The sequence below is a fragment of the Arthrobacter sp. 05T444 genome (assembly GCF_056395905.1).
This window is the reverse complement of sequence record NZ_JBFTKK010000031.1, coordinates 15,727-42,020: the sequence shown is the minus strand read 5'-3', so window position 1 is coordinate 42,020 and position 26,294 is coordinate 15,727. Positions and strand designations below refer to the sequence as shown.

The window sequence follows — 26,294 nt, the reverse complement described above, 5'->3', positions numbered from 1 at the left end:
TGACCATCACCAATACCGCTCCGGACGTCCGTTCCGAGCATGATCTCCTGGGCGACCGGGACGTTCCGGCCGCCGCGTACTGGGGTGTGCACACGCTCCGGGCCGTGGAGAACTTCCCCATCACCGGCCAGCCGCTGTCCACGAACATGCACCTGGTCCGCGGCYTGGCCGCCGTGAAACTCGCCGCCGCCCGCACCAACCTCGAACTCGGGCTCCTGGACCCCGAGCGCGCCGCCGCGATCGAAGCCGCCTGCACCGACGTGCTCAACGGGCTCCTGAACGACCAGTTCGTCGTCGACGTCATCCAGGGCGGCGCCGGGACCTCCTCGAACATGAACGCCAACGAGGTCATCGCCAACCGCGCCCTGGAAATCCTCGGCCACCCCAAGGGCGACTACGCCCGGCTGCACCCCAACGACCACGTAAACCTCTCCCAGTCCACCAACGACGTCTACCCCACCGCCGTCAAGCTCGGCACCATCTTCGCCGCCCGCGAACTCCTCGCCGCCCTGGCCGAACTCGAAGACGCATTCGCGGCCAAAGCCGCCGAGTTCCGCASCGTCGTGAAAATGGGCCGCACCCAGCTCCAGGACGCCGTGCCCATGACCCTGGGCCAGGAATTCGGCACCTACGCCGTCACCATCGGCGAAGACCGGCTCCGCCTCGCCGAAGCGGACCTGCTCATCCACGAAATCAACCTCGGCGCCACCGCCATCGGCACCGGCCTGAACGCCCCGCCCGGCTACGCCGAAACCGCCTGCCGGCACCTGGCCGACATCACCGGCCTGCCGCTGGTCACCGCCGTGGACCTGATCGAGGCCACCCAGGACGTCGGCGCGTTCGTGCACCTCTCCGGCGTCCTCAAACGCGTGGCCGTGAAACTCTCCAAGATCTGCAACGACCTGCGCCTGCTCTCCTCCGGCCCSCGCGCCGGGTTCGGCGAAATCAACCTCCCGGCCGTGCAGTCCGGATCCTCCATCATGCCCGGCAAGATCAACCCGGTGATCCCGGAAGTCGTCAGCCAGGTMGCCTACGAAGTCATCGGCAACGACGTCACCATCACCATGGCCGCCGAAGCCGGRCAGCTCCAGCTCAACGCCTTCTGGGCTACGCCACCGCCACCGCCATCGCCCAGGAAGCCCTCGCCACCGGCAAGGGCGTGGCCGAACTCGTCCTCGAACACGGCCTCCTCACCGCCGACCAACTCCAGGAACTCCTCAGCCCCGAACGCCTCGCCAACCTCAGCAAATAGAGAAGCCGCTCGTCGAGCGCGTCGAAGCCACCGCTGATTGAGCTGGTCCGCTGATTGAGCCTGTCGAGATAGTCCGCTGATTGAGCCTGTCGAAATCTAGGTCTCGACAAGCTCGACCGGCGCAACCCAACACGGTCTCGACAAGCTCCGCCCAGCGGGGCACAAGCTCAACCGGCGCAACCCAACACCTTCCCCGCACCGCGGTTCGGGGCACGCCGTCGTGCCCGGAACCGTCCCGCCCCGTGAAACTGGACCTACCTGAAGGATTGATCATGAAAAACAAAACAACGATGTGGATTCTGGCAGCGCTCCTGTTCGGAATCATCAGCGGCCTCGTGTGCCACTGGCTGCTCGCCGGAGCAGCGCGCGAAACTGTCGTGGCCGTCCTCGACACTGTCACGCACATGTTCCTGAATCTCATCAAGATGATCATCGCCCCGCTGATCTTCGCCACCCTTGTCTCCGGCATCGCAGGAGCTGCCAAATCCGCGGGGGTGGGAAAGCTCTTCGGCCGTTCAATGATCTGGTTCCTGTCCGCCTCCGTCCTGGTCGGCGCCTTCGGATTCATCACGGCTCATGTACTCAACGTGGGCGACGGTCTCCACCTTGCGCCCACCGGGGACGCCGGCATGGAAACGAAGGCCCTTGATTACCAGGAGTTCATCACCCACATCATTCCCACCAGCGTCTTTTCCGCACTGACGAACAACAACCCCCTCCAGATCCTCGTCTTCGGCGCACTCTTCGGCATCGCCCTGCTGAATCTTCGGAAGAAGGGCCACTCCTCCATAGCGAATGCCATCGATGAACTGATGGGCGTCATGCTCAAAGTCACCGGCTACGTGATGCTGGCGGCACCCGTAGGCGTTTTCGCGGGAATCGCTTCCGCGTTCACATCCCAGGGCCTTGATGCGTTTGCGACCTACGCCTCTTTCATCGGCGGATTCTACGTCTCCCTCACGGCGCTGTGGGCCCTCATGATCGCCGTGGCCGTTGCATTCCTCGGACGCGCGGCCTTCCGTCTCGTCCGGATCGTGCGCGAACCCATGGTCATTGCCTTCGCCACCTCCAGCAGCGAGGCCGCACTGCCCAAACTCATTGAAGGCCTGACGAAGTTCGGCATCGAGAAACGCACCACCGGTTTCGTGCTGCCGCTGGGATACTCCTTCAACGTCGACGGTTCCATGATGTACATGACGTTCGCGTCGGTCTTCCTGATCAACGCCTACGGCATCGACATGGACCTTGGCCAGCAGATCGCGATGACCGCCATGCTTCTGCTCAGCAGCAAGGGCATGGCCGGCGTGCCGCGCGGGTCACTCGTCGTGGTCGCCGCCGTCGTACCCGCCTTCGGCATCCCGGCAGCGGGCATCGGTGTCCTGCTGGTGATCGACCAGCTCCTGGACATGGGACGCACCGCGACCAACATCCTCGGAAATGCCATCGCCACCGCAGTCATCGGCCGAAACCACGACAAGGCTGCTCCCCGCCAGGATTCGCTCCCGGCTCAGGACGTGCACGAGGTCAAAGAGCTGGAAGCCGCAACGCACTGACCGGACCACACCCACCCGGCCGGCCGGCCGGTCGGGGCTTTGACGCCACGGCGTTTTATGCCCCGCTATCCCGTATCCGGCCGGCCTGCATTTCCTGCGCACACTTTCCTGAGCACGCTGAAAGGCAGTTGCATTGACTGAGGTAGTTAGCGTCCCGAGCAGCCAGATGACGGTCCACGCTGGCAATCACGAGCCGAAGGTTCGGAGTAACCAGATCAGATCCCGGATCGTCGAGTATCTGGCACACAACGGGGCGAGCAGAGTGTCGGAGCTCAGCAGCGCTCTTGGCGCCACCAGGGACATCGTCCGGTACCACCTTGCGGCACTGGAGGCCGCTTCGGTGGTCCGGTCGGATATTTCCCCCGGAACCAGAGCCAGGTTCACCCCCTTCTACTCCCTTACGCCTGTTGACTCTCGCCGCGTTCGAGTCCTCCCAACGGGCAGCAGCACTCGCCGTTCCCAGCGCTGAAAATGGGCGGGCTGCTACGCGGACCCGTTGACATGTGACCAAATGGTCACCTATTCTGACCGTATGGACGCGGTGTTTAAGGCCTTGGCTGACCCGATCCGCAGGGAGCTGCTGGACCAGCTTTTCCGCGAAGACGGCCAAACACTCAGCGCCCTGGAAGCACACTTCGAGATCACCCGCTTCGGGGTCATGAAGCACCTCAAGATCCTTGAGGAAGCCGGCCTCGTGGTGACCCGGCGCCGCGGCCGCGAGAAGCTGCACTTCCTGAATCCGGTGCCCATCAGGCTCGTCCACGACCGCTGGGTGAGCAAATATTCAGAACCATGGGCCGCTGCCCTCAGCGACCTCAAATCCAGATTGGAAAGTCCCATGGAAAAGATCTTCGAAATCTACATCAAGACCACTCCGGAACAGCTCTGGGAAGCCATAACGGACAGCGAGATCCGCGGCAAATACCAGTTCGGAATGCACATCAAGTCAGACTTCACGCCGGGGTCCCGGTTCGAGATGGCCCCCGGCGGAGGGGATCTGCTTGGCGAGGGCGAGAACGTCGAAGTCGACCCGCCGCGCCGGCTCGTGCAGACCATGCGCGCGCTCTGGGGCGAGGACGTCAAGGCCGAGGGCACCTCGCGGATCACCTGGGAGATCGAACCTGTTGGCGACTCCTGCCACCTGACCGTCACCCATGACCAGCTCCGCGAAGGCGCCAACGAGCAACTTTACGGCGGCTGGCCGATGATCCTGTCCGGCCTGAAGACCTGGCTCGAAACCGGGCAGATCCTCACCACGCCGGGTTCCCTCATGTACACCTGAGGCAGCCGCTTGGCGGCCCTGACCCAACTAGCCCCGTGACAACGTCGGCGGGAACTACGCCTGAGTCTTTGCGTGCGCGGCAAGCGCCTCATTCAGGAACGCCAGGTGCTGGTGTGTGGTGGCTGTCGTGTTCTCAGAGTACTCAGGGTGCTTGGTGAGGAACTTCTTGATGAAGGGACACACCGGCACAATGGTCAGACCCGCGTCCGCCGTCTCGTCCAGTGCCACGGTTGCGAGCCGGCCGGCCAGCCCCTGGCCGCCGTACTCCTCGTTGATCACGGTGTGATAGAAAATCCGCTGTGGCGACCCGTCGTCGTCGTACATCTTGTACAAGGCCTTGCCGATGACGTGGGCGTCGGCGAGCACTTCAAAGCGCTCCCGGGCAGGGGTGTGGCGGATGGTGACAGCAGTCATCGTCGAACTCCTTGGTAGCGGCCTTTGTAGCAGCCTAACCCCGGCGGCGGGGCACTTATTTCCAGTTCACCCTTTCCGAGCGGGAACAGGCAGGCGAGCGCGCCGGGCGGCGGGCCGCGGAACGGTAAGCGGTCATGTGCCCGACTTTACGTGCCGGTCCGCGACGCCGGATGTCCCCTAGGGTTCGCGCAGCTGGCCGATTCCGGCGGCTTCCCGGGCCAGCTCCGTGATCCGGCCCCAGTCATTGCTCTCCACGGCGTCGCGGGGCGTGAGCCAGCTGCCGCCGACGCACGAGACGTTGGGCAGTTTCAGGTAGTCCGGTGCCGAGGCCAGGCTAATGCCTCCGGTGGGGCAGAACTGCACCTGCGGAATGGGTGCGCCGATCGCCGCGAGGTATTTCGGACCGCCGGCAGGTCCGGCGGGGAAGAACTTCATGGCGTCGAGACCGCTTTCCAGGACTGCCATCACTTCGCCCACCGTGGCCACGCCGGGCAGCACCGGAATGTTGAGGGTCAGCATGTGACGGAGCAGCGCGGGTGTCACGCCCGGGCTGACCAGGAACTGCGCGCCGGCGGCTACCGCAGCATCCGCCTGGCCGGGCGTCACGACCGTGCCCGCTCCGACCAGGATGTCCGGCACCTCGTTGGCGATCAGCTTCAGCGATGTCAGCGCACTCTCGGTCCGCAATGTGAGCTCGATGATGCGGATGCCGCCGTCGGCGAGTGCCCGGGCCACCGGAACGGCATGCTGCGGATCGTCGATCGTCACCACCGGGATGACCGGGGAAACGTGCAGGACGCTGGTGGCGTCAGCCATGGTTGATCTCATTTCTCAGGCCGTCCAGCCCGTGGATGTCGATGGTGCGGTACCAGTGAGTGAGAAGCTCGGAGAAACCGCCGTGCGCGGCCAGCTCACCGTCGAAGATGCTGCGGCAGCCGAGCAGCGCCGGGACCACCGTCGAGGCAGTGCGCGATGAAGGAAGCGCAGCATGGAGCTCCGCCGCCAGCGGATCGTCAAGCTGACCTTCCGGAGTGGTCGCCACATGGCGCATCCAGGCTGCCACCGCCAGGGCGGCCCACCGTGGTTCGCGGCCGGCGTCGAGATTTCCGCGGACAGTGCTCAGCAACCGCAGCCCGATCTTCTGCGAGCCGTCGCTGCCCACCTTCGCGGTGGTGTGGCCCAGGGCAGGATTCGCGAACCGGCCCAGCACCTGGGCGCAGTAGGCTTCGCCGGCGAGTCCCTGCGGCAGGCTGATGGTGGGCAGCGCGTCCTCGGCCATCATGCGCCGGCAGGCAGTGAGGAACACGTCCTCCCCCACGGCGTCGCTGATCGTGGTCTTGCCAGCAGCCAGCCCCAGGTAAGCCAGCATGGAGTGGCTCGCGTTCAGCAGCCGCAGCTTGGCTGCCTCCCACGCTGCAACGTCGGAGCTGAACAGCGCCCCGGCGTCCTCCCACCGAGGGCGGCGGGCGGCGAAGTTGTCCTCGATCACCCACTGCAGGAACGGTTCGGCCACCACGGCGGCCTCGTCCCGGAGCCCGAGTTCACGTTCGACGGCGTCCAGGTCACCGGCCGTCGTGGCCGGCACCATCCGGTCCACCATGGTGTTGGGGAAGGTGACATGCGCGTCGAGCCAGGCCAGCAGCGGCTCCGCCTCCCCGGGAGGCAGCGCGGCGGCAAAGGCGTGCACCAGCTTGCGGGTCAGCTCCCCGTTGCCCGGCAGGTTGTCGCACGAGACCACGGTGAGGGGGCCTGCGTCGGCACGAGAGCGTTGTTGGAGTCCCCTCGCGATCTGGCCGATCGCCGACTGCGGCGCCTGCCCGGCAAGATCCGCCCGGACCTGGTCATCAGCGACGTTGAGGGTTCCGGTCCGCGGATCGATCCGGTACCCCTTTTCCGTGATGGTGAGCGTGAGCACCGACGTCGCCTCGGCGGCGATCCGGTCCACTACCGACGCCGGATTGTCCCGTCCCGAGATGGCTTCCACGATGCTGGACACCACCCGGAGGGGCGCCGCACCGTTGCCCCTTTCGGTCACGGTGAAGAGTCCGTCCTGCGGCGCCAGCTGGCGCGCGACGGTATCCGAGCGCTGGGTGACTCCGGTGATCCCCCAATCGAAATCGCCGGAGGCAAGCATCGCGTTTTCGGTGATGACGGCCGTGTGAGCGCGGGCAAAGGCGCCCAAGCCAAGGTGCACAATGCCGGGCCGCAGCGTGCCGCGCTGCAGCAAGGGCCGGTGGTTCCCCTGCGCGGCAAGCGAGGAGGCGTCTAGGCGTGCGATGGCAGGCCTCCCTTGGCTCCGGTGGACGCGTGCGCGCGGGTCTGTTCGAAGGTGGGAATGAACCCGGTCCCGCCCTTGCCGCCCACCACGAGCGATGCGGCTGCCGCACCGAACCAGGCGGCCACGGGAAGGGAGTCGCCAAGCACCATCCGTGCGGTCAGGGTGCCGACGAACGCGTCGCCCGCCCCTGTCTGGTCCACCACCGACGGCGCGGGAATGGAGTCGATCCAGACGGAGTCCTGTTCGCCTTCAAGTTGGATTCCTTCCGCCCCGCAGGTCACGGCGACGGTCGCCGCGCCAAGGCGGCGCAGCTTGGCGGCAGCTTCCTTCGGTGAGGAGCAGGCCAGCAGGGCCGACGTCTCCCCGGGGAAGGACGGAGTGACCAGGAACGTCCGCGGCGCGAGATCGGCGAGGACCGCCGTCGCGTCTTCCACGGAGGTGAGCCGGGGACGGAAGTTGGGGTCGAAAACGAAACGGCGGGACAGGGCCGCAGCCTTCAGGACCGCCGCACGCGAGGACGCGGAGATGGCGCAGGCGATCCCGCCTGCAATCACTGCCCCGGCCGCCGAGAAGACGGCGGGATCAATATCCTCCGGGGACAGCGTGGAACCCACGCTGCCGCTGCGGGCGTACGAAAACTCCCGCTGCCCGTCGGGATCGCAGTGCACCAGGTAGACGCCCTGCTGTCCGGTCCTGAATTTCAGGAGCTCGGTTGAAATGCCGAGTTCCCGGATCCTGGCGGCGATCGCCTGGCCGAGATCGTCGTCGGGCAGCACCGACAGTAGCCCCACGCGGGCACCGGCCGCGGCGGCGGACGCCGCCACGTTCAGCGCATCGCCGGAGATGCCCAGCTGCGCCGGAACGCCGTGGCCGAACGGGGCGTCGGTGGCGACTTCCAGCAGGATTTCACCCATCACGACGACGTCGAAGGGCTGGGGCTGGGATTCTTGCGGTGCGGTGTTCACCAGTCGTGCACCGACCCGTCGAGCCGGCGGTTGATGGGGAGGTACTTCGGCTCGAACGGGAAGGCTGCTGCCGCTTCCTCGTTGAATTCCACGCCGAGTCCCGGAGCATCACCCGGGTGCATGTAGCCGTCTGTGAAGGTGTAGGAAGTCTTGAAGACCTCACCGACGGGGTCGCGGTGGCCCATGTATTCCTGGACGCCGAAGTTGGGAATGCTCATGTCCACGTGCAGCGCCGCAGCGAACGACACCGGGGACAGGTCGCCGGCGCCGTGCGAGCCGGACCGGACCCCGTACAGGTCGGCCAGCGAGAAGATGCGGCGCAGGTGCGTGATGCCGCCGGCGTGCGAGACGGACGTGCGGATGTAGTCGATCAGGCGTTCGGTGATCAGCTGCTGGCAGTCCCAGATCGAGTTGAACACCTCCCCCACCGCGATGGGCGTGGTGGTGTGCTGGCGGATCAAACGGAACGCCGACTGGTCCTCGGCCGGCGTCGGGTCCTCTATCCAGAACGGCCGGTACTGCTCCAGCGAGGCGCCCAGCCGGCCGGCCTCGATGGGCGTCAGCCGGTGGTGGACATCGTGCAGGACGTGGACGCCGTAGCCGAACTGTTCGCGGACGTGCGCCATCATTTTCGGCGCGAAGTCCAGGTAGGACGTGGTCTCCCACATGTCCTCCTGTGGAACGTTGCCGCTGGCCGGTTCGTACGTCCTGCCATCCACGGGCGCGATCCCGTAGGTTTTCTCCAGCCCCGGCACCGCAGCCTGGGCGCGGATTGCCTTGTAGCCGAGGTCCAGGTGGTGCTGGAAATCGGCGCTCAGGTCCTCCAGGCTTGAGCCGCTGGCGTGCCCGTAGACCATGACGCCCTCGCGGGCGGCACCTCCCAGGAGTTCGTAGACCGGCATGCCGGCCGCCTTGCCCTTAATGTCCCACAGCGCGACGTCGATCGCGGCGATCGCGGTCATGGTCACCGGCCCGCGGCGCCAGTAGGCGCCCTTGTAGAAGTACTGCCACGCGTCCTCGATCCGTCGGGCGTCGCGGCCGATCAGCAGCGGGCAGAGGTGCTCGGACAGGTAGGACGCCACAGCCAGCTCGCGGCCGTTCAGGGTGGCGTCGCCGATGCCGGTGATGCCGTCCTCGGTTTCAATAACGAGCGTGACGTAGTTCCGTCCGGGGGACGAAACCACTACCCGTGCGTCGGTGATTTTCACTGGTTGGTCCTTCGTGGGTGCGTGGGAGATTTGCAAGAAGCTCGCAGTAGGTGTCGTTTTGAGCCCTCATAACGACACCTGCTGCCAGTCAGTTGGCGGTGAGGCGGAGCATGACCTTGCTGCTGCCGGACGCCGGATCGGCCGAAACCCGCATGGCTTCCTCGGCCTGGTCGATGCCGAACCTGTGGGTGATGACAGGCGATACGTCCAGGCCTTCGGCCATGGCGCGGAGGGCGTCGCTGATCTCGTCCGCGAACCGGTATGAGCCGATCCAGGTGATTTCCCGGGTCACCAGGTCTCCGAGTGCCGCGGGCGCCGGGGTGCCCGGCAGGTTGCCCACCTGGACAACGGTTCCGCCGCGGGCCGTGGCGCCGAGGACGCCGCCCAGCACGCCCGGGATGCCGGTGGCTTCGAACACCAGCTCCATGTCCTCTGGAAGTGCGCCGACTCCGGAAAGGTTTCGGACCTCGTCGGCGCCCATTGCTGCGGCGATCCGCAGCGAGGCATCGTTGATGTCGGCTGCGATCACCGTCCTGGCCCCGGCGTACTTGGCTGCTGCGATCACCAGCGAGCCGATCGGTCCGGCACCATTGACCAGGACATCCCGTCCGGCCAAGGATCCGGCCCTGCTTACGGCGTGCATGGCGACGGCGAGCGGTTCGGCGAGCGCCCCGCGAAGGGTGTCCACGCCGTCGGGCAGGGCCCGGATCTGCGAAGCCCGCACAAGCTTCCGTTCGCTGAAGCCGCCGTCAGTGTGGGGGTCGAAGGCAGCTGACCCGAAGTAGCGGATCTGCGGGTAGAGGTTGGTCCTGCCCGCGAGCCGTGCCGGCATGGTCCCGTCCCCCACGAGTTCCGCGGGGTGCACCGTAACCGGCTGGCCGACGTCGAGGTTTTCCACTCCGGACCCAAGCTGCGCGATCCGGCCGGCCACCTCGTGGCCGAGGACGAGCGGCGACTTCAGTGCCGCAGTCCCCGAGGCGCCGTGGCGCCAGTACGAAAGGTCGGAGCCGCAGATCCCGCCCCACTCGACGTCGAGCACTACCTCGCCGGGTCCGGCTACGGGTTCCGGGCGGTCGTCGATGCGAAGGTCGTTCGGTCCGTGGACTACTACCGCTTTCATACGGCGTCTTCCAGGCGGACCATGTCGCGGCCGCGGACCTCGGGACCCACGGCTGCGGCGACCAGAGTGATCAGGGAGTAGCCGATGAGCATCGCGGCGAGCGGCCACCAGTGTCCCGTGATTGCCGTGAGCGTGGCGGCCAGCAGCGGGCCGATGGCCGTGGCGAGGATGCCGCCGATTTCCTTGGCCAGGGCCAGCTGGGTGAAGCGGGTGCGGGCTCCGAAGAACTCGGCCATGGTCACGCTTTCCATGGCGAACAGGCTCAGGACGCCTAGGTTCAGTCCGGCCACAATGGCCACGGTGATCAGGGTGGTGTTGCCGCTCGTGACCATCAGCATCATCGGGATGGCGAACAGCGCCGTGAGGGTGCTGAGGACCAGGTACAGCGGTCTCCGGCCGAAGCGGTCGCCCAGGAGGCCCATGATGGGGATGGTGATGAAGCCCAGCAGGGAGCCGTACATGATGGCGCTGCTGCCCACGGTCTTGTCGACCAAAAGCACGGTGGCGAGGTAGCCGATGAGGAAGGTCTGCACGAGCCCGGAGTTGCCGGCCTGTCCGAACCGGAGGCCCAGGGCGATCAGGAAGGCCCGGCCCTTGCGCTGGTGCAGCGCGGCTTCAATGGTGCTGGTGCCGGCCGGTACGGCGGCCTGGGCAATGTCCTTCTTGGCGAGGGCAACACCGTCCACGACGTCGGCCCGCTGTTCGAAGACCGGGCTTTCCTTAAGCGAGCGGCGGATCCAAACTGCGAAGATCATCAGCAGGAAGCTGGCCAGGAACGGGATGCGCCAGCCCCAGCTGAGCAGCTGGTCCTCCGGCAGGACCGCGACCAGGATCGCCCAGAGGGCAGAGGCTCCGAGTGTGCCGGAGTTGGTGCCAAGGCAGACGAGCGAGGAGATCAGGCCGCGTCGTTTGGCGGGGGCGTATTCCGCGAGCATCACGGTGGCCCCGGCGATCTCGGCGCCGGCTCCGAAGCCCTGGATGAGGCGCAGTGCTACAAGCAGGATCGGAGCCCAGATGCCGATCATCGCGTACGTGGGGAGGACACCGATGAGCGTGGTGGACGCGCCCATGAGGGCGATGGTGATGAAGAGGACCTTCTTGCGGCCGATCCTGTCACCCATGCGGCCGAAGTAGACGGCTCCTGCAAGGCGGGCGACGTAGCCCACGCCGTAGGTGGCCATCGCGGCGATGAGGCCGAGCACGGGGCTCACCTCAGGGAAGAAGATCTTGTTGAAGACGATGGCTGCGGCCAGGGAGTAGAGCTGGAAGTCCATGAACTCCATGGCCGTCCCGAGCCAGCCTGAAACTGCGACCCTGGCCAGGTCCCGGGTGGTCCTCGTCTCCGGCTTGGTGGTGGGTGGCGCAATGCTCTCGGTCATCTGGTGCTCCTTTGCAGGCGATGAAAAAGGGAGGTGGCGATGTTTGCGGTGCGAGGGTGGCCGCCTTCCCCGGGTGCACGCTCTGCTGAGCAGGTTTGGCGTACGGGGCTTTTTTCGGCGGCTCTTGCTACCATACAAGCACTACCATTCTAGTTTGTCAACGATGGCTAGACTGGACGCATGGCAATAGGAAAACCCGATAAAGGACAGTCGCCGAGGCTCTCGGTGCGTGATCAGACACTGGAAACACTCCGGCGTCGGATCATTTCCCTGCAGCTCCCTCCCGGTGAGCCGCTGTCCGAAAACGAGCTAGCGCAGGAGCTCGGCGTCAGCCGGACACCGGTGCGGGAATCCCTGATTCTGCTGCGCGAAGAGGGGCTGGTGCAGGTCTTCCCGCAAATCGGATCCTTCGTCTCCCTCGTGGACCTGGGCCGGGTTGCCGAAGCTCAGTTCGTCCGGGAGGCCATCGAATGCGCATCCCTTGGTGACCTGGTGGTGGACGCGCCGGGGATTGCCGGCCTGCGGCAGATTCTTGCCAGCCAGCGGGAGGCCGAGGCCCAGGGTGATGTGGAGGAATTCTTCCGGCTGGACGAAGACTTCCACCGTGAACTCCTCCGGCTGGCGGGGCACGAGTCGGCCTGGACGGCCGTCAATTCGGCCAAGGCGCACCTGGACCGCGCCCGGCGCTTGAGCCTGATCGATACGAGGCCTGTCTCCACGCTGATTGAGCAGCACACGGCAGTGGTGGACGCGTTGGAAGCCAACAATATTGCCGACGCCGACAGCTCCCTGCGCGTCCACCTCCGGGGCGTTTTCGAAGACGTCAAACGGATTCAGGCATCCTCGCCTGACCTCTTTTCCGACGGCACGGCCTCACGGCCGATCCGGCGGAGCATCGCGCGCCTGTCCTAGTTCGATTCACCTCGGACAGACGCGCGGCTGCTACTCATGGTCAGGCTTGGCCCGGTACCGCCTCGTCCTGCTTGACCAGCGCAGCTTCGAGATTGATCTTCACCTTGTCACTGACCAGGAATCCGCCGGTCTCCAGCGCTGCGTTCCACGTCAGGCCAAACTCCTTGCGACTGATTTCCGTCTCCGCCGAGAAACCTGCCCGGGTGGCACCGAACGGATCAACCGCCACGCCGGTGAACTCAACTTCCAGTTCGACGGGCTTGGTGATCCCCCGGATCGTCAGGTCGCCGGTGACCGTGTAATCCTCGCCGTCGCCCTCGATGCCCTTGGCCCGGAACGTCATTTCGGGATACTGCTCGACGTCGAAGAAGTCCGCACCCCGCACGTGGCCGTCGCGGTTGGCGTCACCGGAGTCGAAACTCGCGGTCTTCACTGTGGCGCGCACAGAGGATTCAGCCAGCGATTCCCGGACACGGGCTTCGGCATTGGCATCCGTGAACCGGCCACGGACCTTGCTGATCCCGGCATGCCGGACGGTAAATCCAATCTCGCTGTGCGACATATCAAGGGTCCAGGTACCCGGGGTCAGGCCTGAGGGAAGCGTCATTGCACATCTCCTAAAAGGGTGAAAACCAGCTGAAACGGTGCGATTTCCACACTGGTTCAGGCCGGGAGTGAAGTCAAGGTCCTGCCGAAGCTTCCGCCTGGGCGCTGAAGCGATGGGGGCCTCGCCCTCCACAAGGTCTTCCAAGCTTGGCCCCCCACTCCCCCTTACCGGCCGGTGCCAGTCCCCCCAAAACTCCTAGCCAATTTTCAGGAAACCTCTTTATCTTTGTTAACAGGCCCACCGCGTCCCCCAGTTGCGGTGGTCCTGCCGCTAGGAGGGGCCTCGCACACCGACAGGTGACGCGAGGCCCTTCCGCTTAACTGCTGTTCGCACGCTTTACGCAGGCTTGGCGCAAGATCCCCGATCCAGCTCGCTCGGTGGGTACGATCATTGAACGCACAACGACCGCCACGGGGGCACAAGAAGTTGAAGAGAGCACGTCCACTGCCGCGCGGCAACTACAGCGGAGCCTTCGGCACCAGCGCATCCTTCGGCGCTGTCGACTGGGTCAAGGGTGGCATCGTCGCCACCGTGATTCTGGCGACCACAGCCTGCGGCGGCGCCGTCAGCGCAACGCAACAGCCGTCGTCGGGCGCCCGAACAAGCACCTCGGCGGATGTGACGGCAACCGCCGCACCCACCGCCTCACCCACTGCCACTGCGCCGCCGTTCGAGCCCGCACGGCTGGACAACGTCAAGGCACGGCCTGCCTACGCCACCAAGGCCACGGAACTGCTTGCGACCCTGCCCATCAAAGGCCGGGCGCCGAAAACCGGCTACGACCGGACACAGTTCGGGCAGGCGTGGGCGGACACGGACCACAACGGCTGCGACACCCGGAACGACATCCTCACCAGGGACCTCACGGCCACAACGCTGAAGCCCGGGACCCGAAGCTGCGTGGTCCTCTCGGGCACGCTGAATGATCCGTACACGGCCACCGTCATCGCATTCCAGCGCGGGGTCAACACGAGCAGCGCGGTGCAGATCGACCACGTCGTGGCTCTCAGCGACGCCTGGCAGAAGGGTGCCCAGCAGCTGACAGAGGCGCAACGCACGGCCTTCGCCAACGATCCCCTGAACCTCCTCGCCGTTTCCGGACCGGAAAACCAGCAAAAGAGCGACGGCGACGCCGCCACCTGGCTGCCGCGAAACACGGCCTACCGCTGCGCGTACGTCGCCCGGCAGATCTCGGTCAAGACCACCTATAAGCTCTGGGTCACGCGGGCCGAGCACGACGCCATGGCCACGGTGCTGTCCAAGTGTGCCGGCGTCCTGGCTCCGACGAAGGGGAGCGCCCCCGTCACGGCTCCGGCCCAAGCGGCGCCCGCGGTTCCCGCGCCAGCTCCAGCGGGTCCCGCAGCGGCCGCAGCGGCGGCAGCGCCTGCGGCGGCCGAGGCCGCGGCCGCGCCGGCTCCCGCTGCCGCCTACTACGCCAACTGCGCGGCAGTCCGGGCGGCCGGTGCCGCGCCCATCCACGCCGGCCAGCCGGGCTACAGCGGAAAGCTGGACCGCGACGGCGACGGCGTGGGCTGCGAATAGCCGGATCCCGCTGTTTCGGCTCCCCTACTGCTGTTCCTCTCCCGCAAACGGGTAGTCCTCCTCGTCCCCGCCCGGGGTTGCTGCCGACTGCTCAATGGCGTCCGCTTCAGCAGCGTCCTCGAGTGCGACGTGCGGTGCGGGAACATCGGTCATGGCCCCAGCAACGCGGGGTCTTTCACGGCCCGATCCTCGCAGGATATTGAGTGGCCGCTGACCCCGTGCTGCTGCTCATGCCGTCAGCTCAGATATCCGTTCGGGTTGAGGACGTACTTGGTGGCGGCGCCGGCGTCGAATTCGGCGTAGCCCTTGGGTGCATCGTCCAGCAGAATCGGCTTCGCGTTGACGTTCTTGGCGATTTGCACCCTGTCGAGCAGGATGGCCATCATCAGCTGCCGGTTGTACTTCATCACCGGACACTGCCCCGTGGTGAAGCTCAGCGATTTCGCCCAGCCCGTGCCGAGGCTCAGGCTCAGCGACCCCTTCTTTGCGGCCTCGTCCACGCCCCCGGGGTCGCCCGTCACGTAGAGCCCGGGAATCCCGAGTGCGCCACCCGCAGCCGTAAGTTCCATGAGCGAGTTCAGCACAGTGGCCGGGGCCTCCTGCGCGCCCGAGCCGTGGCCCTTGGCCTCGAAGCCCACGGCATCCACGCCACAGTCCACCTCCGGCACGCCGAGGATCTGCTCGATCTGCTCCGCCGGACCGCCCTTGGACAGGTCCACGGTTTCGCACCCGAAGCTGCGCGCCTGCGCGAGCCGCTGCTCATTCAGGTCACCGACAATTACGACGGCGGCACCCAGCAGCTGCGCGCTGGTCGCCGCAGCGAGGCCAACAGGACCGGCACCGGCGACGTAAACAGTGGAGCCGACACCCACGCCGGCACTCACGGCGCCGTGGTACCCGGTGGGGAAGATGTCCGAGAGCATGGCGAGGTCGAGGATTTTCTCCATGGCTCGGTCCTTGTCCGGGAACTTCAGCAGATTCCAGTCGGCGTACGGCACCAGCACATAGTTGGCCTGGCCGCCCACCCAGCCACCCATGTCCACGTAGCCGTAGGCGCTGCCCGGGCGGTCCGGGTTCACGTTCAGGCAGATGCCGGTCTTGCGCTCCTTGCAGTTCCGGCAGCGGCCGCAGGCAATGTTGAACGGCACCGAGCAGAGGTCACCCACCTTGATGAACTCGACGCCCGGCCCCACTTCCACTACCTCGCCGGTGATTTCGTGGCCCAGGACCAGGTCCGGCGGCGCCGTTGTCCGCCCCCGGACCATGTGCTGGTCGGAGCCGCAGATGTTGGTGGCCACCGTCTTGAGAATTGCCCCGTGAGGAACCGAACGCCCCACGTTTGCCGGGTTAACGCCCGGCCCGTCCTTGAGTTCAAAGCTGGGGTAGTCGATGTCAATGACTTCCACCTTGCCGGGCCCTTTGTAGGCAACGGCTTTGTTCCCTTCCATCTTTTCCTCCTGGCGTCACGGACCCTCCCAAATGAAGGGCCGGCTGTGATTCATCAAGCGTCCTGATGTTCCCTCCAGGGCGGGTACAGACGGCAGACCGGACGGCGTCGTCGGTGCCTTTGATGGTGGAGGGTGCCGCCAGTCTAAGACGCCCGCCTTGGTGAGGTCTATAACGTTCCGCGATCATCGCCCGGCAGGGCCTGGTGGCGGATAAATACGCAACACTATTGGGTCTTTTTGATCAGGCCGGACAGGCCTACGTTGGGACAAGCGGGCCGTCCAGCCGGGACGGCCAGAACCATGGAGGAACTTGCTATGTCCACGCATGTCGCCGACTGCAGCGTATCCAACTGCTCCTTCAACGATCACACCCACTGCAATGCCGAGGCCATCACGGTCGGCGGCACCACAGACCACGCCTCCTGTGCCACGTTCATCGACACCGGAATCCACGGCGGGCTGCCCAAGGTCCTGGCCGGAGTCGGTGCCTGCCAGCGCGGGGAGTGCGTCCATAACGACCACCTGATGTGCCAGGCACCGGAAGTCCACGTGGGCCCGGGCCCGGACAACGCCGACTGCCTTACGTACGCCCACACGTAAGCCGATCGGGGCACTTCCGCCAACGCTGCAGATGGCCTTCACCGTCAGAGCCTTCATTGTCAGAGCCACTTGCTAGATTCGAATTAGCACACCGGGAGCCCTCCCGGAGTGAGGCTGCCAATGGGGAGGCCCCATGTTCCTGCTCGATGCCCTGACGCTGGAAGCACCCGCCGATCTGGTGTTCTCGGCCAGTGACCTTGTGGCCGCAAGCGAGTGCGAATACCGCACCCTCCGGATCCTGGACGAGAAACTCGGCCGCTCCTCCAAGGCCGACTTTCCCGCCGACGAGATGCAGGCCCGCGCCGGCAAACTCGGCGATCTCCACGAGCACCAGGTGCTGGCCGGCCTCATCGCAGAGTACGGCGCCTGGGATCCGGCCCGCGGCACCGGCGTGTACTGCGTGGAGCGCGGAACCACCGCCCGGTCAGACCTGGCCGCCAGGCACGAAGAAACGGCAGCGGCGCTCCGGGCAGGGGCCGACGTAGTCTTCCAAGCAACCTTTTTCGACGGCGAATTCCTCGGCTATGCGGACTTCCTGGTTAAGGATGGCACTGGCAGCGAGAGCACTGGCAGCGAGGCCGCGGACAAACCCGGTCCTGACGCCAACGGCGGCCGCTACGCCGTATGGGACACCAAGCTGGCCAGGCATGCCAAGGTGGGCGCGCTTCTGCAGCTTGCCGCCTACGGGGACCAGCTGATCAAACTCGGACTTAATCCCGCTCCCCGCGTCACGCTGGTGCTGGGCAACCTCGAACGAAGCATCCACTCGCTCACCGACCTGCTGCCGGTGTACCGCGAGCGCCGCGACCGCTTCCGCGAACTGACCGCCGCACACCGCGTCTCCGGTGTTCCCGTGGCGTGGCAGCAGCCGGGCATCGGCTATTGCGGAAGGTGCGACTACTGCGCCGAGCAGGTGTCCGAACACCGCGACCTGCTGATGGTGGCCGGCATGACCTCCGTCCAGCGGAAAAAACTGATCGCTGGCGGCATCACCAGCATCGATGCCCTCGCGGAGTTGCCTCCGGAGAAGGCCACCGGGTCAACCCGGCGCCTGCGTGACCAGGCCCGCATGCAGACCGCCCGTGAATCTCCGGACGGTTCGCGGACCTTCCTCAAGGACGGCCAGGAACATACCATCACCTTCAAAGTGTTGCCTGAGAACGCCCTGGCCAGCATCCCCGCTCCCAGCGACGGCGACATCTTCTTCGACTTCGAAGGCGACCCGCTGTGGCAGGATCCCGTCACGGGCCAGTGGGGATTGGAATACCTCTTTGGCGTGATCGAGGCGCCCCTGCCCGGGGATCCACCCGGCGCGACGCCCGTGTTCCGGCCTTTCTGGGCGCATTCCCGTTCTGGTGAACGGCAGGCGTTCCTCGACTTCCTCGCCTACGTGGAGGAACGCCGCGCCAGGTATCCGGAGATGCACGTCTATCACTACGCGCCGTACGAAAAGACAGCGCTGCGCCACCTCTCGCTGACTCACGTCGCCGGCGAGGACATTGTGGATTCCTGGCTTCGCGAGGGAGTCCTCGTGGACCTCTACGCCACAGTGCGGCACTCGCTCAGGATTTCGGAGGCCTCCTACTCCATCAAGAAACTCGAGCCGCTGTACATGGGGAGCAACCTGAGGTCCGGAGACGTCAAAGACGCCGGTGCTTCGGTGGTGGCCTACGCGGCGTTCTGCACCGCACGCGACGGCGGACCCGAGACTCAGGCCGAGGCCGCTGCCATCCTTTCCTCCATCTCCGACTACAACCAGTACGACTGCCTCTCCACCCTGCGCCTGCGCGACTGGCTGCTGCAGCTGCGCGGGCCGTCCGCCTCTGACGCCTCCCGTGAGGCGACCGTCCCGGCCATCGCCTCTGAGGGCGGTGCCGCCGAGTCCGGCGCGGAACCGCCTGCGGAGGAAGAAACCCTTCGCTCCTATCTGGATTCACTCCCGGATAACCGTGAACTCACCGCCGACGAACAGGCCGTGGCGATGGTGGCGGCGGCTACGGGCTATCACCGCCGGGAACGCAAGCAGTTCTGGTGGGAGCATTTCGACCGCCTTGAATCGGAGGTGGACCGCTGGTCGGACCAGCGCAACGTCTTCGTGGTTGAGGACGCTTCAGTGGTCTCCGACTGGGCACCGCCCAGCTCCCGCGCCCGCACGGAATCCAGGACCCTGCGGCTCACCGGCACCATGAGCGAAGGCTCGGAGTTCCGCACAGGCTCCACGTGGTTCCGGATGTTCGAGGATCCCCTGCCCGACGGTCTCGGAGAGGTCGACGGCGGCCGTACGCCGCGGGCTCCGGGCACAGCCGCCGATTCAATTGGGCGGGAGGCGCTGTCCCGCGACGGAATCTTCGGCACTCTGGTGGAGGCGGTTGAGGACCACCCCGGCCAGCCGGGCAAGACCATCATCACCATCACCGAGAAGTCAACAGGCAAGGTACCGCCGTACTTCCAGTTGCCCGTGGCCCTCACCCCGGACCGGCCCATTCCCACAGCGAACATCGAGGCGGCCCTGGCCGACCTCGCGCAACTCGTAGGGTCCACGCTTCCATCGCTGCCCAAGCACTCCGGACTCGACGTCCTCCGCCGGGTGCCCCCGCGCCTGGCCACGCTGGAGGCACTCCCGGCAGTCGGCCACGACGACTCCGGCAACGCTGACTACGTCTCAGCCATCACTGAAGCCCTCGGCGATCTGGACAGGTCCTACCTCGCAGTCCAGGGGCCGCCGGGGACGGGCAAGACGTACGTTGGCTCGCACGTCATCGCACGCCTGGTGCGACGCGGGTGGAAGGTGGGCGTCGTTGCCCAGTCGCACGCGGTCATCGAGAACATGCTCTGCACGGCCATCGAGAAGGCGGGCGTCGACCCGCGGGTTGTGGCCAAGGACGTCAGGGCTCCGCGCTCCGGCTCCGACGTCCCCTGGCACCTGACCACGGACAATGACGTCGCACGGATCCTCACCGGCGATGGGGGTTGCTTGATCGGCGGGACGGCCTGGACCATGACTGGCAAGTGTGTACCCGCCGGCTCACTGGACTTGCTGGTCATCGACGAGGCGGGCCAGTATTCGCTGGCCAACACCCTTGCCGTTGCCCGGTCTGCAAAGCGCCTCCTGCTGCTCGGCGATCCCCAGCAACTGCCCCAAGTCACGCAAGGCTCCCATCCGCAGCCTGTTGACGAGTCAGCCCTCGGCTGGCTGTCCGCCGGCCACGCCACCATGCCCGCCGAGATGGGCTACTTCCTCGCCGATTCCTGGCGGATGCATCCCCAGCTGTGTCAGGCGGTTTCGCTCCTCAGCTACGACGGCAGGCTCGAGTCAGCGCCGGCTGCCACGTATCGGCAGCTGGACGGCGTGCCGGCCGGTGTGGAGACGGTCCTCGTGGAGCACACCGGCAACACGACGAGTTCCAAAGAGGAGGCCGCGAAGATCGTCGAACTGGCAAACGACCATATCGGCCTCAAATGGACTCCCGGCATGGCTGATCCGGTCCGCCGGCTCGAGGCAAAAGACATCCTGGTGGTGGCCGCCTACAACGCCCAGGTGCAGGCCATCCGGCATGCGCTCGACCGGAAGGGGCTGGCAGAGGTGCGGGTGGGAACGGTGGACAAGTTCCAGGGGCAGGAAGCTCCCGTGGTGCTCGTGTCCATGGCGTGCTCTGCCATTGCCGAAGCACCCCGCGGCGCAGAGTTCCTCCTGAACCGCAACCGCATCAACGTTGCTGTGTCACGCGGCCAGTGGCGGGCGGTGATCGTCCGCTCCCCCGAGCTGACAAACTACATGCCCAACAAACCCTCGGCTTTGGAGGAGCTTGGTGCTTTCATCGGGCTCAGTCCGCGCCCTCCCCGGCTGTGAGCGTTTAGTCGACGCCGACAGCCCGCACGTCGAAGGACCGTCCACCCGGCAGCTGTCCCGTCTGCCGGTCAACAAACCCCGTCAGCCCACCACGTTGAAAGTGTTGAACTTCCCCTCGGCCGGGGTCATCTTCTCGTCAACGTGGGCTACCCGGCCGGGAGCTTGGCTGGATCCGAGCCAGCGCCGGAATTCGATGATGACCGGCTGCGGCCCCTCGGCGACGACGGCGACCGAACCGTCGTCGTCGTTCCTTACCGAACCGGTGATTCCCAACTCGTCGGCTTTGCGCGCCGTCCAGTAGCGAAAGCCGACGCCCTGGACTGCCCCGGTGACGCGCGCCGTGAGGCGCACGCTGTCCGCATCTGACGCATTTGAGTGAGTCATGAGTCCAATGTAGCGCCGGGTCTTCGGTCCCGACAGGCTCGAGCAGCACACCCTGACCGACCAGCGGGACGGTCCCGAGAGGCCCGACCAGCACGCACTCATCGCCCAGCGGTTGTCAGCCCGCGGGACGGAGGGATGTGATCATCTTGCGAATGTCCCTGTACTCGGCCGTCTCCTTGTATGCCTCAGGTGTGTCCACGAACGGTTCGTTGCCGGGCGTCGTGTCGAACGGGTTGTAGACACCGCCAAACATCGCACCGCTCGGCGGCCAGGTGAAGAAGTGGAAAATCGGGCAGGCCTCAGTTCCGGTGGGCTCCGGCGCGGATGTGATGCCGTAGGCAAGGATATTCGCCTTCGTCGGGTCGGTTGCTTCGGGGTCCATGCGGGACTCGAAGGCGAACCGGGGTGTCTTTCCTGCCTGGGCCAGCGCAGGCAGAGGCTGGGAGTCCAGCATTCCGTAAGGCTGCTTCTTGGTGCACTCGGCGCCGGTGACCACGTTGGTGCGCAGGGTGGCCATGGACTTTCCGTTGGCCTTGGAGACTTCCACAAAAGCGCCGCCGCCTGCGGGCGTTTCCCCGGCCGGATCCTTGATGGTCCAATCGGCCGGGTAATCAAAGGACAGCGAACCGTCCGTCGTCGTAAAGGTCTTCCAGCCTTCGGCGGGCGTGGTGGCGCCCGCCGAAGGGGTAGCCGACGGCGACGATGTGGCGCTCGCGCTGGCGGACGCTGTGGGCGATCCCCCTGCCGGAGACGTTGTGGGCGGAGCCGATGCCGGCGAACCGCAGGAAGCGAGCAGGAGCGCCACGCACACACCCGAGAAAACCGTCACTGCTGATGATGCTGATGCTGATCGGCGCATCAAGGCCCCTCCTCAAAGGTTAGAAAAGACGATGGATTAATTGTGCGGCAGCCGACCTTGGAAAAACCTTGGAATCGGCCCGATCGCTACCGAACCGTTGCCGCCATAGCCCATTCCCGACGATTTCAACAGGCTGAGGAGAGGTTGGTAACGGTTTATGCATGCAAGACCTTGTAAACCAAGCAATGCCCTGTCTCGCAATAGCCGTTGCCGTAGCCGCAGGGCTGTTCCTCTCCTGGCTGCTCCGCAGAATCCTCCTCCGCCTGAACCGCAGGCTACCCGCGCTGCGCGAGACCTCCCGCATGGGCCGGGTTCCGCTCCGCCTGGCCCTCTGCCTGACCGGCATCCGGATCGCCCTGGCACTCATCACGGACGACGCCCCGTGGCGCACGAATGTGGACCACATCCTGCTGATCGCGCTCATCGCCTCTGTGGCCTGGCTGGCAGTTGCCATCCTGCTGATCATCGAAGCACTGATGCTCATGCACTACAGCGTGGACGTGGCGGACAACCGCCGCGCAAGACGCCTGCGCACCCAGGTGATTCTCGCCAGGCGCATCGGCATAGCCCTGGTGGTCATTTTGGCGCTCGGCATCGCGCTGCTCACCTTCCCGGACGTCCGGGCCCTCGGGGCAGGCATCCTGGCCTCGGCCGGACTGATCTCCATCGTTGCCGGCCTGGCGGTACAGTCCGCACTGGTCAACGTTTTCGCCGGCGTCCAGCTGGCCTTCACCGATGCCATCCGCGTTGACGACGTAGTGGTGGTGCAGAAGGAATGGGGCCGGATCGAGGAGATTACCCTGACCTACGTGGTGGTCCACATCTGGGATGACCGCCGCCTCATTCTTCCCTCCACCTACTTCACCACCACGCCCTTCGAAAACTGGACGCGTGGGCATCCTCCAGGTCACCGACGCCACCAGCGGCTTCGTGCGCGTCCGGATCCTCGTGAGTGCCGCGGACAGCGCCTCCCTGTTCGACCTGCGCTGCCTCGTCCGCGAAGAGTTGGTGGGATTCCTGCAGCGACAGCATCCGCAGGCACTGCCCCATGTCCGCTGGGAAACCGTCAATTCCTCGCAGCAAAATTCAACGCAGCCACATGCCACGATTACCTCGCCCCAGCGCCCGTAGCTTGAGGCGCAGCCTAGGCAGCCGTCCGATCCGCGCGACTCCCAGCTGTTCACCGGTTCCATTGCAGCCGTGGAGCGGTCGCGCGCCTTCAGCGGCCCGGGAGAGGAAGTGTTCGAGGACCGGGAAAAGACCTGTCCGCCCACGAATGACGCTCGGACAGCCTGACAGCCTGTATCCTCCCGGAGAATCAAACCCGGAGCATCCGCCACGTTTGCATCAGACCGCCGCTTCGGGACGACCGGCGCTTCCGGACACAGCGAAGCCCCGCTGCCGCGGTTGCGGCAACGGGGCTTCTCAGCTGCGTACTGAGCTGTCCCAGTTCACGGGCCGCGTCAGTTGGCGGGCCGCGTACTGACCCGGGTCAGTTGGCGGGCCGGGTCATGCGTTTACGGTGATATCCCGCGTGCGGTGGTCGTACCGGATGGTGAGGCGGCCGCCGTCGTGGTGCAGTTCGTGGTTTGCACCGTCGAAAGCACCGAAAGCGCCGTAGTTCTCCTCCCAGGAGCGGTTCAGCGCGATCTTGAAAGTGTAGTGGCCGGCCGGAATGTCAGCCGTCAGCTTCCACAGCTGGTCGAGGGCGTCGAGCTCCATCTGGGCTTCGTCATACTGCGGAGCCCAGTTCTCCGGGGCACCCAGCAGCGTGTTGAAGTCACCGGCAACGGCTACCGCTTCCGGCTGCGGGGCAGTTTCGACGGCGGGAGCTTCAGTTTCGGAGCTCGCCTCGGCCTTCTTGCTGCGAACCGCCTTGGCAACGGGAGCAACCGCGTCCTCGATCAGCTTGGCAGCCTTGTCCACGACCTTCGCAGCCTTGGACGGAGCCTTCTCAGCCTTGACAGCAGCTGCCTTCTTAGCGGCAGGTTTGGCGGGCACGGCCACCGGAAGGGGCGTGTTGGCAGGAACCGGCGTTCCGGCGTCGAGCGCTACAGCGAAGCTGTCGGCGTCCGCGAACGCGACAGTTGCTCGCAGGCCGTCTTCGGTGATGGTCCAGCCGGAGCGGCCCTTGACCAACCAACCGGCCTTGACCAGCTTGGCCGTGGCAGTAGTGAGCGACTTGTGGCCGCGGGGGATCCCCCCGCTGAGCAGTTCAGCCTCGTAGGCGTTCAACGGAACTCGGATGAGTGCCTCGGCGAGTACTTCGCCAGCATTCTGCGACTCACCAGTCAACACCCCCTCCGCCAGAACGTCCAGCACGGCCTTCAGCCGGAAGTTGGTGTTTTCTGCGGCAGTCTTGCGCATGGTTCCCCTTAAAGAGCGATTGTTCCCCCAGTAGTTTGCCAAGTAGACGGTAAATCTGGCGACTTGAAATGGTAAATACCGCGTGTCGCGACCGGATATGACGCGGATTACACCCGATCTGAGCCTGGAGTCTCGGATTTCCGGACGTCGGCCGCCGCGGTGGTGCAGCCAAAACCCAGCCGACCGGGTGGTTGACAAAGGAGTGCATTTCCCGCCGCGCGCAATCGAAAGTAGGCTTACCATGTGCGTTGATTACCAGGACAGCACAGCACTGGAAAGGATGAAGGCCATGAGCGAGCACAATGCCAAGGACGACGGCTTCATAGTCCCGAACCCCTCAAAGATCCGCGACGACGGCCCCGGCGACGCGGGCGATGACGCCAACGCAATCCGCTTCAGTGAAGAGCAGGCGCTGATCGAGGAACAGTCCCACGGAATCCGCCCCGAGCGCTACGACATCCCGTCCGGCGGGCCCACCATGGCCGAAGCGCGCGGCAATATGGACTTGTCGGATGACACCGGGGATGCAACTTCGGGCGACAGCAGCGACGACGGCCTGCACGGCGGAGCTGAGCAGTAAAGCGCCGAAGCAATAGAGCACTGAAGCAGTAAAGCTCCCGACGTCGGCACGCCGGATTGCGGCGGCCAGGACGGGAGTCCGGGCCTACTGCCGGTAGCCCTCGACTTCGCTGGCGGGCCGCACGTCGGCCTCGTCAGGATCCTCCCCGGCCTTCGCCTTGGCCCGGCGCTGCCGCAGCAGATCCCAGCATTGATCCAGGGCCTCCTCCACCTGCCGCAGCCGGGCCAGCCGATCCTCCGGCTCCGGGCTGGCGCCGTCCGACGCGTGCCCCTCCCCCACCTCGCGCAGTCGGTGCTCTTCGTCAACCAGCGACTGGATCCGCTGCAGAATGTCCTGATTGTCCATCGCTTGCACTCCTCACATCATGCGGCTCGCCAATACCAGCCGGCTCAGCAGGCCTGGAATTGCCAGCCTAGTGAGGCTGGCCCGTCCGCGAAAGGGCCTGACCGCACAGCACCCAGCACTGCGCGGGACCCCCAGGCACCGATCGTGCTGGCCACGCGGCAGACCGTTCACTAGGCTTGAACGTAAGCATGCTTAGCATTCTGCTGGGAGCTTGTTCAACCACTTGCGAACCTGTCCGTGTTCAACCCCGCCATCAGGAGGAGCACCATGACCGATCAGTACACGTTCAAAAATCCCGTCACGGCTTACGAGCACATCGAGCCGCCGAAGCAGCACCAGCCCGAGCCCGGCCTGGACGCAAAGCTGGAACCCAAGGCCGATCTGGGTGAGGACACCTACCGCGGGACGGGCCGCCTCGAAGGGCGCAAGGCGATTGTCACGGGCGCCGACTCCGGCATCGGCGCTGCCACGGCGATTGCGTTCGCGCGCGAGGGTGCCGACGTCGTCCTCTCCTACCTTCCTGAAGAGGAAGAGGACGCCGCGAAGATCGCCAACCTGATCGAAAAGGCCGGGCGAAAGGCCGTGAAGGTTCCCGGCGACCTTAAGGACGCGAACACGTGCCGCGAGCTGGTGGACACTGCGCTCCGCGAGCTTGGCGGACTGGACCTCCTCGTGAACAACGCCGGCAAGCAGGTGGCACAGGCGGACATCGCCGACATCACCGACGAACAGTTCGACCACACGCTGAAGACCAACGTCTACGCCATGTTCTGGCTCACCAAAGCAGCGGTACCGCATCTTCCGGCGGGCTCCACCATCATCAACACGACGTCGATCCAGGCCTACAACCCCTCGCCCACCCTGGTGGACTACGCAACCACAAAGGCCAGCATCAACAACTTCACCAAGGGCCTCGCCCAACAGCTGGCGCCAAAGGGAATCCGGGTCAACGCGGTAGCTCCCGGCCCCATCTGGACACCGCTTCAGGTCAGCAGCGGCCAGCCCAAGGAAGCCCTCCCCGAGTTCGGCAAGGACACCCCGCTGGGACGGGCAGGCCAGCCCGCGGAACTTGCCCCTGCGTACGTGTTCCTTGCATCGGCGGAGTCGAGCTACGTCGTAGGCGAAACGCTGAACGTCAACGGCGGAAGCCCGACGCCCTAGCCGTTCCGACGAGTACCGCGCTGGTCCAAACCGCTGGTCCAACCCGCGTCTCACGCAGACGGGACGGTCCGGTGCATTACTGCACCGCTTTACGGAACCATGCCGCCGTCAGGCCCGGAATATGCCCCGGAAACACAGGCCCGCCGGCGGCACAGCCCGGCTGAAGTGGGGCAAGAATGCCGCCCAGG

Annotated in this window: 24 protein-coding genes and 1 pseudogene; 11 read left to right on the top strand and 14 right to left on the bottom strand. The window is 65.7% G+C overall.

Translation table 11 applies throughout. The annotated features are described in order from the left end of the window. Positions 1-5 precede the first annotated feature (5 nt). From AC1DD3_RS20650 to AC1DD3_RS20635, 4 genes and pseudogenes are all read left to right on the top strand, one after another. Positions 6-1,252 (top strand): annotated as a pseudogene (locus tag AC1DD3_RS20650) (aspartate ammonia-lyase). 272 nt (positions 1,253-1,524) lie between these two features. After that, entirely contained in the window at positions 1,525-2,805 is a 1,281-nt protein-coding gene (locus AC1DD3_RS20645) for a dicarboxylate/amino acid:cation symporter (RefSeq protein WP_476882422.1), read from the top strand. A gap of 166 nt (positions 2,806-2,971) precedes the next feature. Next, positions 2,972-3,274 carry a winged helix-turn-helix domain-containing protein gene (locus AC1DD3_RS20640; protein WP_354962170.1) on the top strand — a complete coding sequence of 101 codons (303 nt, stop codon included), beginning with the start codon at positions 2,972-2,974 and terminating at the stop codon, positions 3,272-3,274. Between the two features lie 63 nt (positions 3,275-3,337). Continuing rightward, a complete protein-coding gene (locus AC1DD3_RS20635; protein ID WP_476882421.1) occupies positions 3,338-4,087 on the top strand; it encodes an ArsR/SmtB family transcription factor in 750 nt (249 codons plus the stop codon). 54 nt (positions 4,088-4,141) lie between these two features. Here AC1DD3_RS20635 and AC1DD3_RS20630 read toward each other — a convergent pair whose 3' ends face one another. From AC1DD3_RS20630 to AC1DD3_RS20600, 7 genes are all read right to left on the bottom strand, one after another. After that, positions 4,142-4,501 (bottom strand): GNAT family N-acetyltransferase, encoded by a 360-nt coding sequence (locus tag AC1DD3_RS20630; protein ID WP_476882420.1) that lies wholly within the window; start codon positions 4,499-4,501, stop codon positions 4,142-4,144. Positions 4,502-4,678: 177 nt separating this feature from the next. Then, positions 4,679-5,317 (bottom strand): bifunctional 4-hydroxy-2-oxoglutarate aldolase/2-dehydro-3-deoxy-phosphogluconate aldolase, encoded by a 639-nt coding sequence (gene eda, locus AC1DD3_RS20625; RefSeq protein WP_290369791.1) that lies wholly within the window; start codon positions 5,315-5,317, stop codon positions 4,679-4,681. Next, the gene (locus AC1DD3_RS20620; protein WP_476882419.1) at positions 5,310-6,728 is read right to left on the bottom strand and encodes a mannitol dehydrogenase family protein; all 1,419 of its coding nucleotides are present in this window, start codon (positions 6,726-6,728) and stop codon (positions 5,310-5,312) included. Before AC1DD3_RS20620 ends, eda begins: the two co-directional genes overlap by 8 nt. A gap of 38 nt (positions 6,729-6,766) precedes the next feature. Next, on the bottom strand, positions 6,767-7,693 hold the full coding sequence (locus AC1DD3_RS20615) for a PfkB family carbohydrate kinase (RefSeq protein ID WP_476882423.1): 927 nt from the start codon (positions 7,691-7,693) through the stop codon (positions 6,767-6,769). Between the two features lie 47 nt (positions 7,694-7,740). Next, positions 7,741-8,952, bottom strand: coding sequence for a D-mannonate dehydratase ManD (gene manD / locus AC1DD3_RS20610; RefSeq protein WP_230120150.1), 1,212 nt, complete (start codon positions 8,950-8,952; stop codon positions 7,741-7,743). A gap of 88 nt (positions 8,953-9,040) precedes the next feature. Then, positions 9,041-10,072, bottom strand: a complete 1,032-nt coding sequence (locus tag AC1DD3_RS20605; RefSeq protein ID WP_230120149.1) for an L-idonate 5-dehydrogenase — start codon at positions 10,070-10,072, stop codon at positions 9,041-9,043. After that, positions 10,069-11,451 (bottom strand): MFS transporter, encoded by a 1,383-nt coding sequence (locus tag AC1DD3_RS20600; protein WP_476882418.1) that lies wholly within the window; start codon positions 11,449-11,451, stop codon positions 10,069-10,071. The genes AC1DD3_RS20605 and AC1DD3_RS20600 overlap by 4 nt, the downstream gene beginning before the upstream one ends. A gap of 180 nt (positions 11,452-11,631) precedes the next feature. Here AC1DD3_RS20600 and AC1DD3_RS20595 point away from each other — a divergent pair, with 180 nt between their 5' ends. Continuing rightward, a complete protein-coding gene (locus AC1DD3_RS20595) occupies positions 11,632-12,363 on the top strand; it encodes a GntR family transcriptional regulator (protein WP_476882417.1) in 732 nt (243 codons plus the stop codon). A gap of 40 nt (positions 12,364-12,403) precedes the next feature. Here AC1DD3_RS20595 and AC1DD3_RS20590 read toward each other — a convergent pair whose 3' ends face one another. Further along, a complete protein-coding gene (locus AC1DD3_RS20590) occupies positions 12,404-12,970 on the bottom strand; it encodes a YceI family protein (protein ID WP_230120146.1) in 567 nt (188 codons plus the stop codon). A gap of 426 nt (positions 12,971-13,396) precedes the next feature. On the opposite strand from AC1DD3_RS20590, the gene AC1DD3_RS20585 reads away from it, so the two are divergent. Next, positions 13,397-14,512, top strand: coding sequence for a GmrSD restriction endonuclease domain-containing protein (locus AC1DD3_RS20585; RefSeq protein WP_476882416.1), 1,116 nt, complete (start codon positions 13,397-13,399; stop codon positions 14,510-14,512). A gap of 24 nt (positions 14,513-14,536) precedes the next feature. On the opposite strand, the gene AC1DD3_RS20580 is transcribed toward AC1DD3_RS20585, so the two are convergent. Together AC1DD3_RS20580 and fdhA are read right to left on the bottom strand one after the other, a co-directional pair. Continuing rightward, positions 14,537-14,665, bottom strand: a complete 129-nt coding sequence (locus tag AC1DD3_RS20580; protein ID WP_290369790.1) for a hypothetical protein — start codon at positions 14,663-14,665, stop codon at positions 14,537-14,539. Positions 14,666-14,748: 83 nt separating this feature from the next. Beyond that, positions 14,749-15,960, bottom strand: coding sequence for a formaldehyde dehydrogenase, glutathione-independent (gene fdhA, locus AC1DD3_RS20575; RefSeq protein ID WP_476882415.1), 1,212 nt, complete (start codon positions 15,958-15,960; stop codon positions 14,749-14,751). Between the two features lie 315 nt (positions 15,961-16,275). Here fdhA and AC1DD3_RS20570 point away from each other — a divergent pair, with 315 nt between their 5' ends. Together AC1DD3_RS20570 and AC1DD3_RS20565 are read left to right on the top strand one after the other, a co-directional pair. Further along, positions 16,276-16,560: a DUF1540 domain-containing protein gene (locus AC1DD3_RS20570; RefSeq protein WP_230120143.1), complete on the top strand. Its 285-nt coding sequence runs from the start codon at positions 16,276-16,278 to the stop codon at positions 16,558-16,560. A 133-nt stretch (positions 16,561-16,693) separates the two neighbouring features. Next, positions 16,694-20,410 (top strand): TM0106 family RecB-like putative nuclease, encoded by a 3,717-nt coding sequence (locus tag AC1DD3_RS20565; protein WP_476882414.1) that lies wholly within the window; start codon positions 16,694-16,696, stop codon positions 20,408-20,410. Between the two features lie 81 nt (positions 20,411-20,491). On the opposite strand, the gene AC1DD3_RS20560 is transcribed toward AC1DD3_RS20565, so the two are convergent. Together AC1DD3_RS20560 and AC1DD3_RS20555 are read right to left on the bottom strand one after the other, a co-directional pair. Then, positions 20,492-20,794 (bottom strand): acylphosphatase, encoded by a 303-nt coding sequence (locus AC1DD3_RS20560; RefSeq protein ID WP_230120141.1) that lies wholly within the window; start codon positions 20,792-20,794, stop codon positions 20,492-20,494. A gap of 115 nt (positions 20,795-20,909) precedes the next feature. After that, positions 20,910-21,653 (bottom strand): hypothetical protein, encoded by a 744-nt coding sequence (locus AC1DD3_RS20555; protein ID WP_476882413.1) that lies wholly within the window; start codon positions 21,651-21,653, stop codon positions 20,910-20,912. A gap of 185 nt (positions 21,654-21,838) precedes the next feature. On the opposite strand from AC1DD3_RS20555, the gene AC1DD3_RS20550 reads away from it, so the two are divergent. Beyond that, entirely contained in the window at positions 21,839-22,789 is a 951-nt protein-coding gene (locus AC1DD3_RS20550) for a mechanosensitive ion channel family protein (protein ID WP_476882412.1), read from the top strand. Positions 22,790-23,162: 373 nt separating this feature from the next. On the opposite strand, the gene AC1DD3_RS20545 is transcribed toward AC1DD3_RS20550, so the two are convergent. Then, on the bottom strand, positions 23,163-24,020 hold the full coding sequence (locus AC1DD3_RS20545; protein WP_476877485.1) for a pullulanase X25 domain-containing protein: 858 nt from the start codon (positions 24,018-24,020) through the stop codon (positions 23,163-23,165). Between the two features lie 289 nt (positions 24,021-24,309). Here AC1DD3_RS20545 and AC1DD3_RS20540 point away from each other — a divergent pair, with 289 nt between their 5' ends. Further along, complete coding sequence (locus AC1DD3_RS20540; protein WP_476882411.1) at positions 24,310-24,600, top strand: hypothetical protein; 291 nt, start codon at positions 24,310-24,312, stop codon at positions 24,598-24,600. Positions 24,601-24,684: 84 nt separating this feature from the next. On the opposite strand, the gene AC1DD3_RS20535 is transcribed toward AC1DD3_RS20540, so the two are convergent. After that, entirely contained in the window at positions 24,685-24,945 is a 261-nt protein-coding gene (locus AC1DD3_RS20535) for a DUF2630 family protein (RefSeq protein WP_230120136.1), read from the bottom strand. Positions 24,946-25,212: 267 nt separating this feature from the next. Between AC1DD3_RS20535 and AC1DD3_RS20530 the strand changes: the two genes are divergently transcribed. Beyond that, positions 25,213-26,106, top strand: a complete 894-nt coding sequence (locus tag AC1DD3_RS20530; RefSeq protein WP_230120135.1) for a glucose 1-dehydrogenase — start codon at positions 25,213-25,215, stop codon at positions 26,104-26,106. The last annotated feature ends 188 nt before the right edge of the window (positions 26,107-26,294 follow it).

Bases quoted from the DNA above. Each gene is read 5' to 3' on its own strand.
- AC1DD3_RS20565 (WP_476882414.1), top strand. From the start codon at position 16,694: ATGTTCCTGCTCGATGCCCTGACGCTGGAAGCACCCGCCGATCTGGTG.
- AC1DD3_RS20600 (WP_476882418.1), bottom strand. From the start codon at position 11,451: ATGACCGAGAGCATTGCGCCACCCACCACCAAGCCGGAGACGAGGACC.
- AC1DD3_RS20640 (WP_354962170.1), top strand. From the start codon at position 2,972: ATGACGGTCCACGCTGGCAATCACGAGCCGAAGGTTCGGAGTAACCAG.
- AC1DD3_RS20560 (WP_230120141.1), bottom strand. From the start codon at position 20,794: ATGACTCACTCAAATGCGTCAGATGCGGACAGCGTGCGCCTCACGGCG.
- AC1DD3_RS20530 (WP_230120135.1), top strand. From the start codon at position 25,213: ATGACCGATCAGTACACGTTCAAAAATCCCGTCACGGCTTACGAGCAC.
- AC1DD3_RS20570 (WP_230120143.1), top strand. From the start codon at position 16,276: ATGTCCACGCATGTCGCCGACTGCAGCGTATCCAACTGCTCCTTCAAC.
- AC1DD3_RS20580 (WP_290369790.1), bottom strand. From the start codon at position 14,665: ATGACCGATGTTCCCGCACCGCACGTCGCACTCGAGGACGCTGCTGAA.
- AC1DD3_RS20635 (WP_476882421.1), top strand. From the start codon at position 3,338: ATGGACGCGGTGTTTAAGGCCTTGGCTGACCCGATCCGCAGGGAGCTG.
- AC1DD3_RS20645 (WP_476882422.1), top strand. From the start codon at position 1,525: ATGAAAAACAAAACAACGATGTGGATTCTGGCAGCGCTCCTGTTCGGA.
- fdhA (WP_476882415.1), bottom strand. From the start codon at position 15,960: ATGGAAGGGAACAAAGCCGTTGCCTACAAAGGGCCCGGCAAGGTGGAA.
- AC1DD3_RS20605 (WP_230120149.1), bottom strand. From the start codon at position 10,072: ATGAAAGCGGTAGTAGTCCACGGACCGAACGACCTTCGCATCGACGAC.
- AC1DD3_RS20535 (WP_230120136.1), bottom strand. From the start codon at position 24,945: ATGGACAATCAGGACATTCTGCAGCGGATCCAGTCGCTGGTTGACGAA.
- AC1DD3_RS20595 (WP_476882417.1), top strand. From the start codon at position 11,632: ATGGCAATAGGAAAACCCGATAAAGGACAGTCGCCGAGGCTCTCGGTG.
- AC1DD3_RS20550 (WP_476882412.1), top strand. From the start codon at position 21,839: ATGCCCTGTCTCGCAATAGCCGTTGCCGTAGCCGCAGGGCTGTTCCTC.
- AC1DD3_RS20615 (WP_476882423.1), bottom strand. From the start codon at position 7,693: ATGGGTGAAATCCTGCTGGAAGTCGCCACCGACGCCCCGTTCGGCCAC.
- AC1DD3_RS20590 (WP_230120146.1), bottom strand. From the start codon at position 12,970: ATGACGCTTCCCTCAGGCCTGACCCCGGGTACCTGGACCCTTGATATG.
- eda (WP_290369791.1), bottom strand. From the start codon at position 5,317: ATGGCTGACGCCACCAGCGTCCTGCACGTTTCCCCGGTCATCCCGGTG.
- AC1DD3_RS20545 (WP_476877485.1), bottom strand. From the start codon at position 24,020: ATGCGCAAGACTGCCGCAGAAAACACCAACTTCCGGCTGAAGGCCGTG.
- AC1DD3_RS20630 (WP_476882420.1), bottom strand. From the start codon at position 4,501: ATGACTGCTGTCACCATCCGCCACACCCCTGCCCGGGAGCGCTTTGAA.
- AC1DD3_RS20555 (WP_476882413.1), bottom strand. From the start codon at position 21,653: ATGCGCCGATCAGCATCAGCATCATCAGCAGTGACGGTTTTCTCGGGT.
- AC1DD3_RS20540 (WP_476882411.1), top strand. From the start codon at position 24,310: ATGAGCGAGCACAATGCCAAGGACGACGGCTTCATAGTCCCGAACCCC.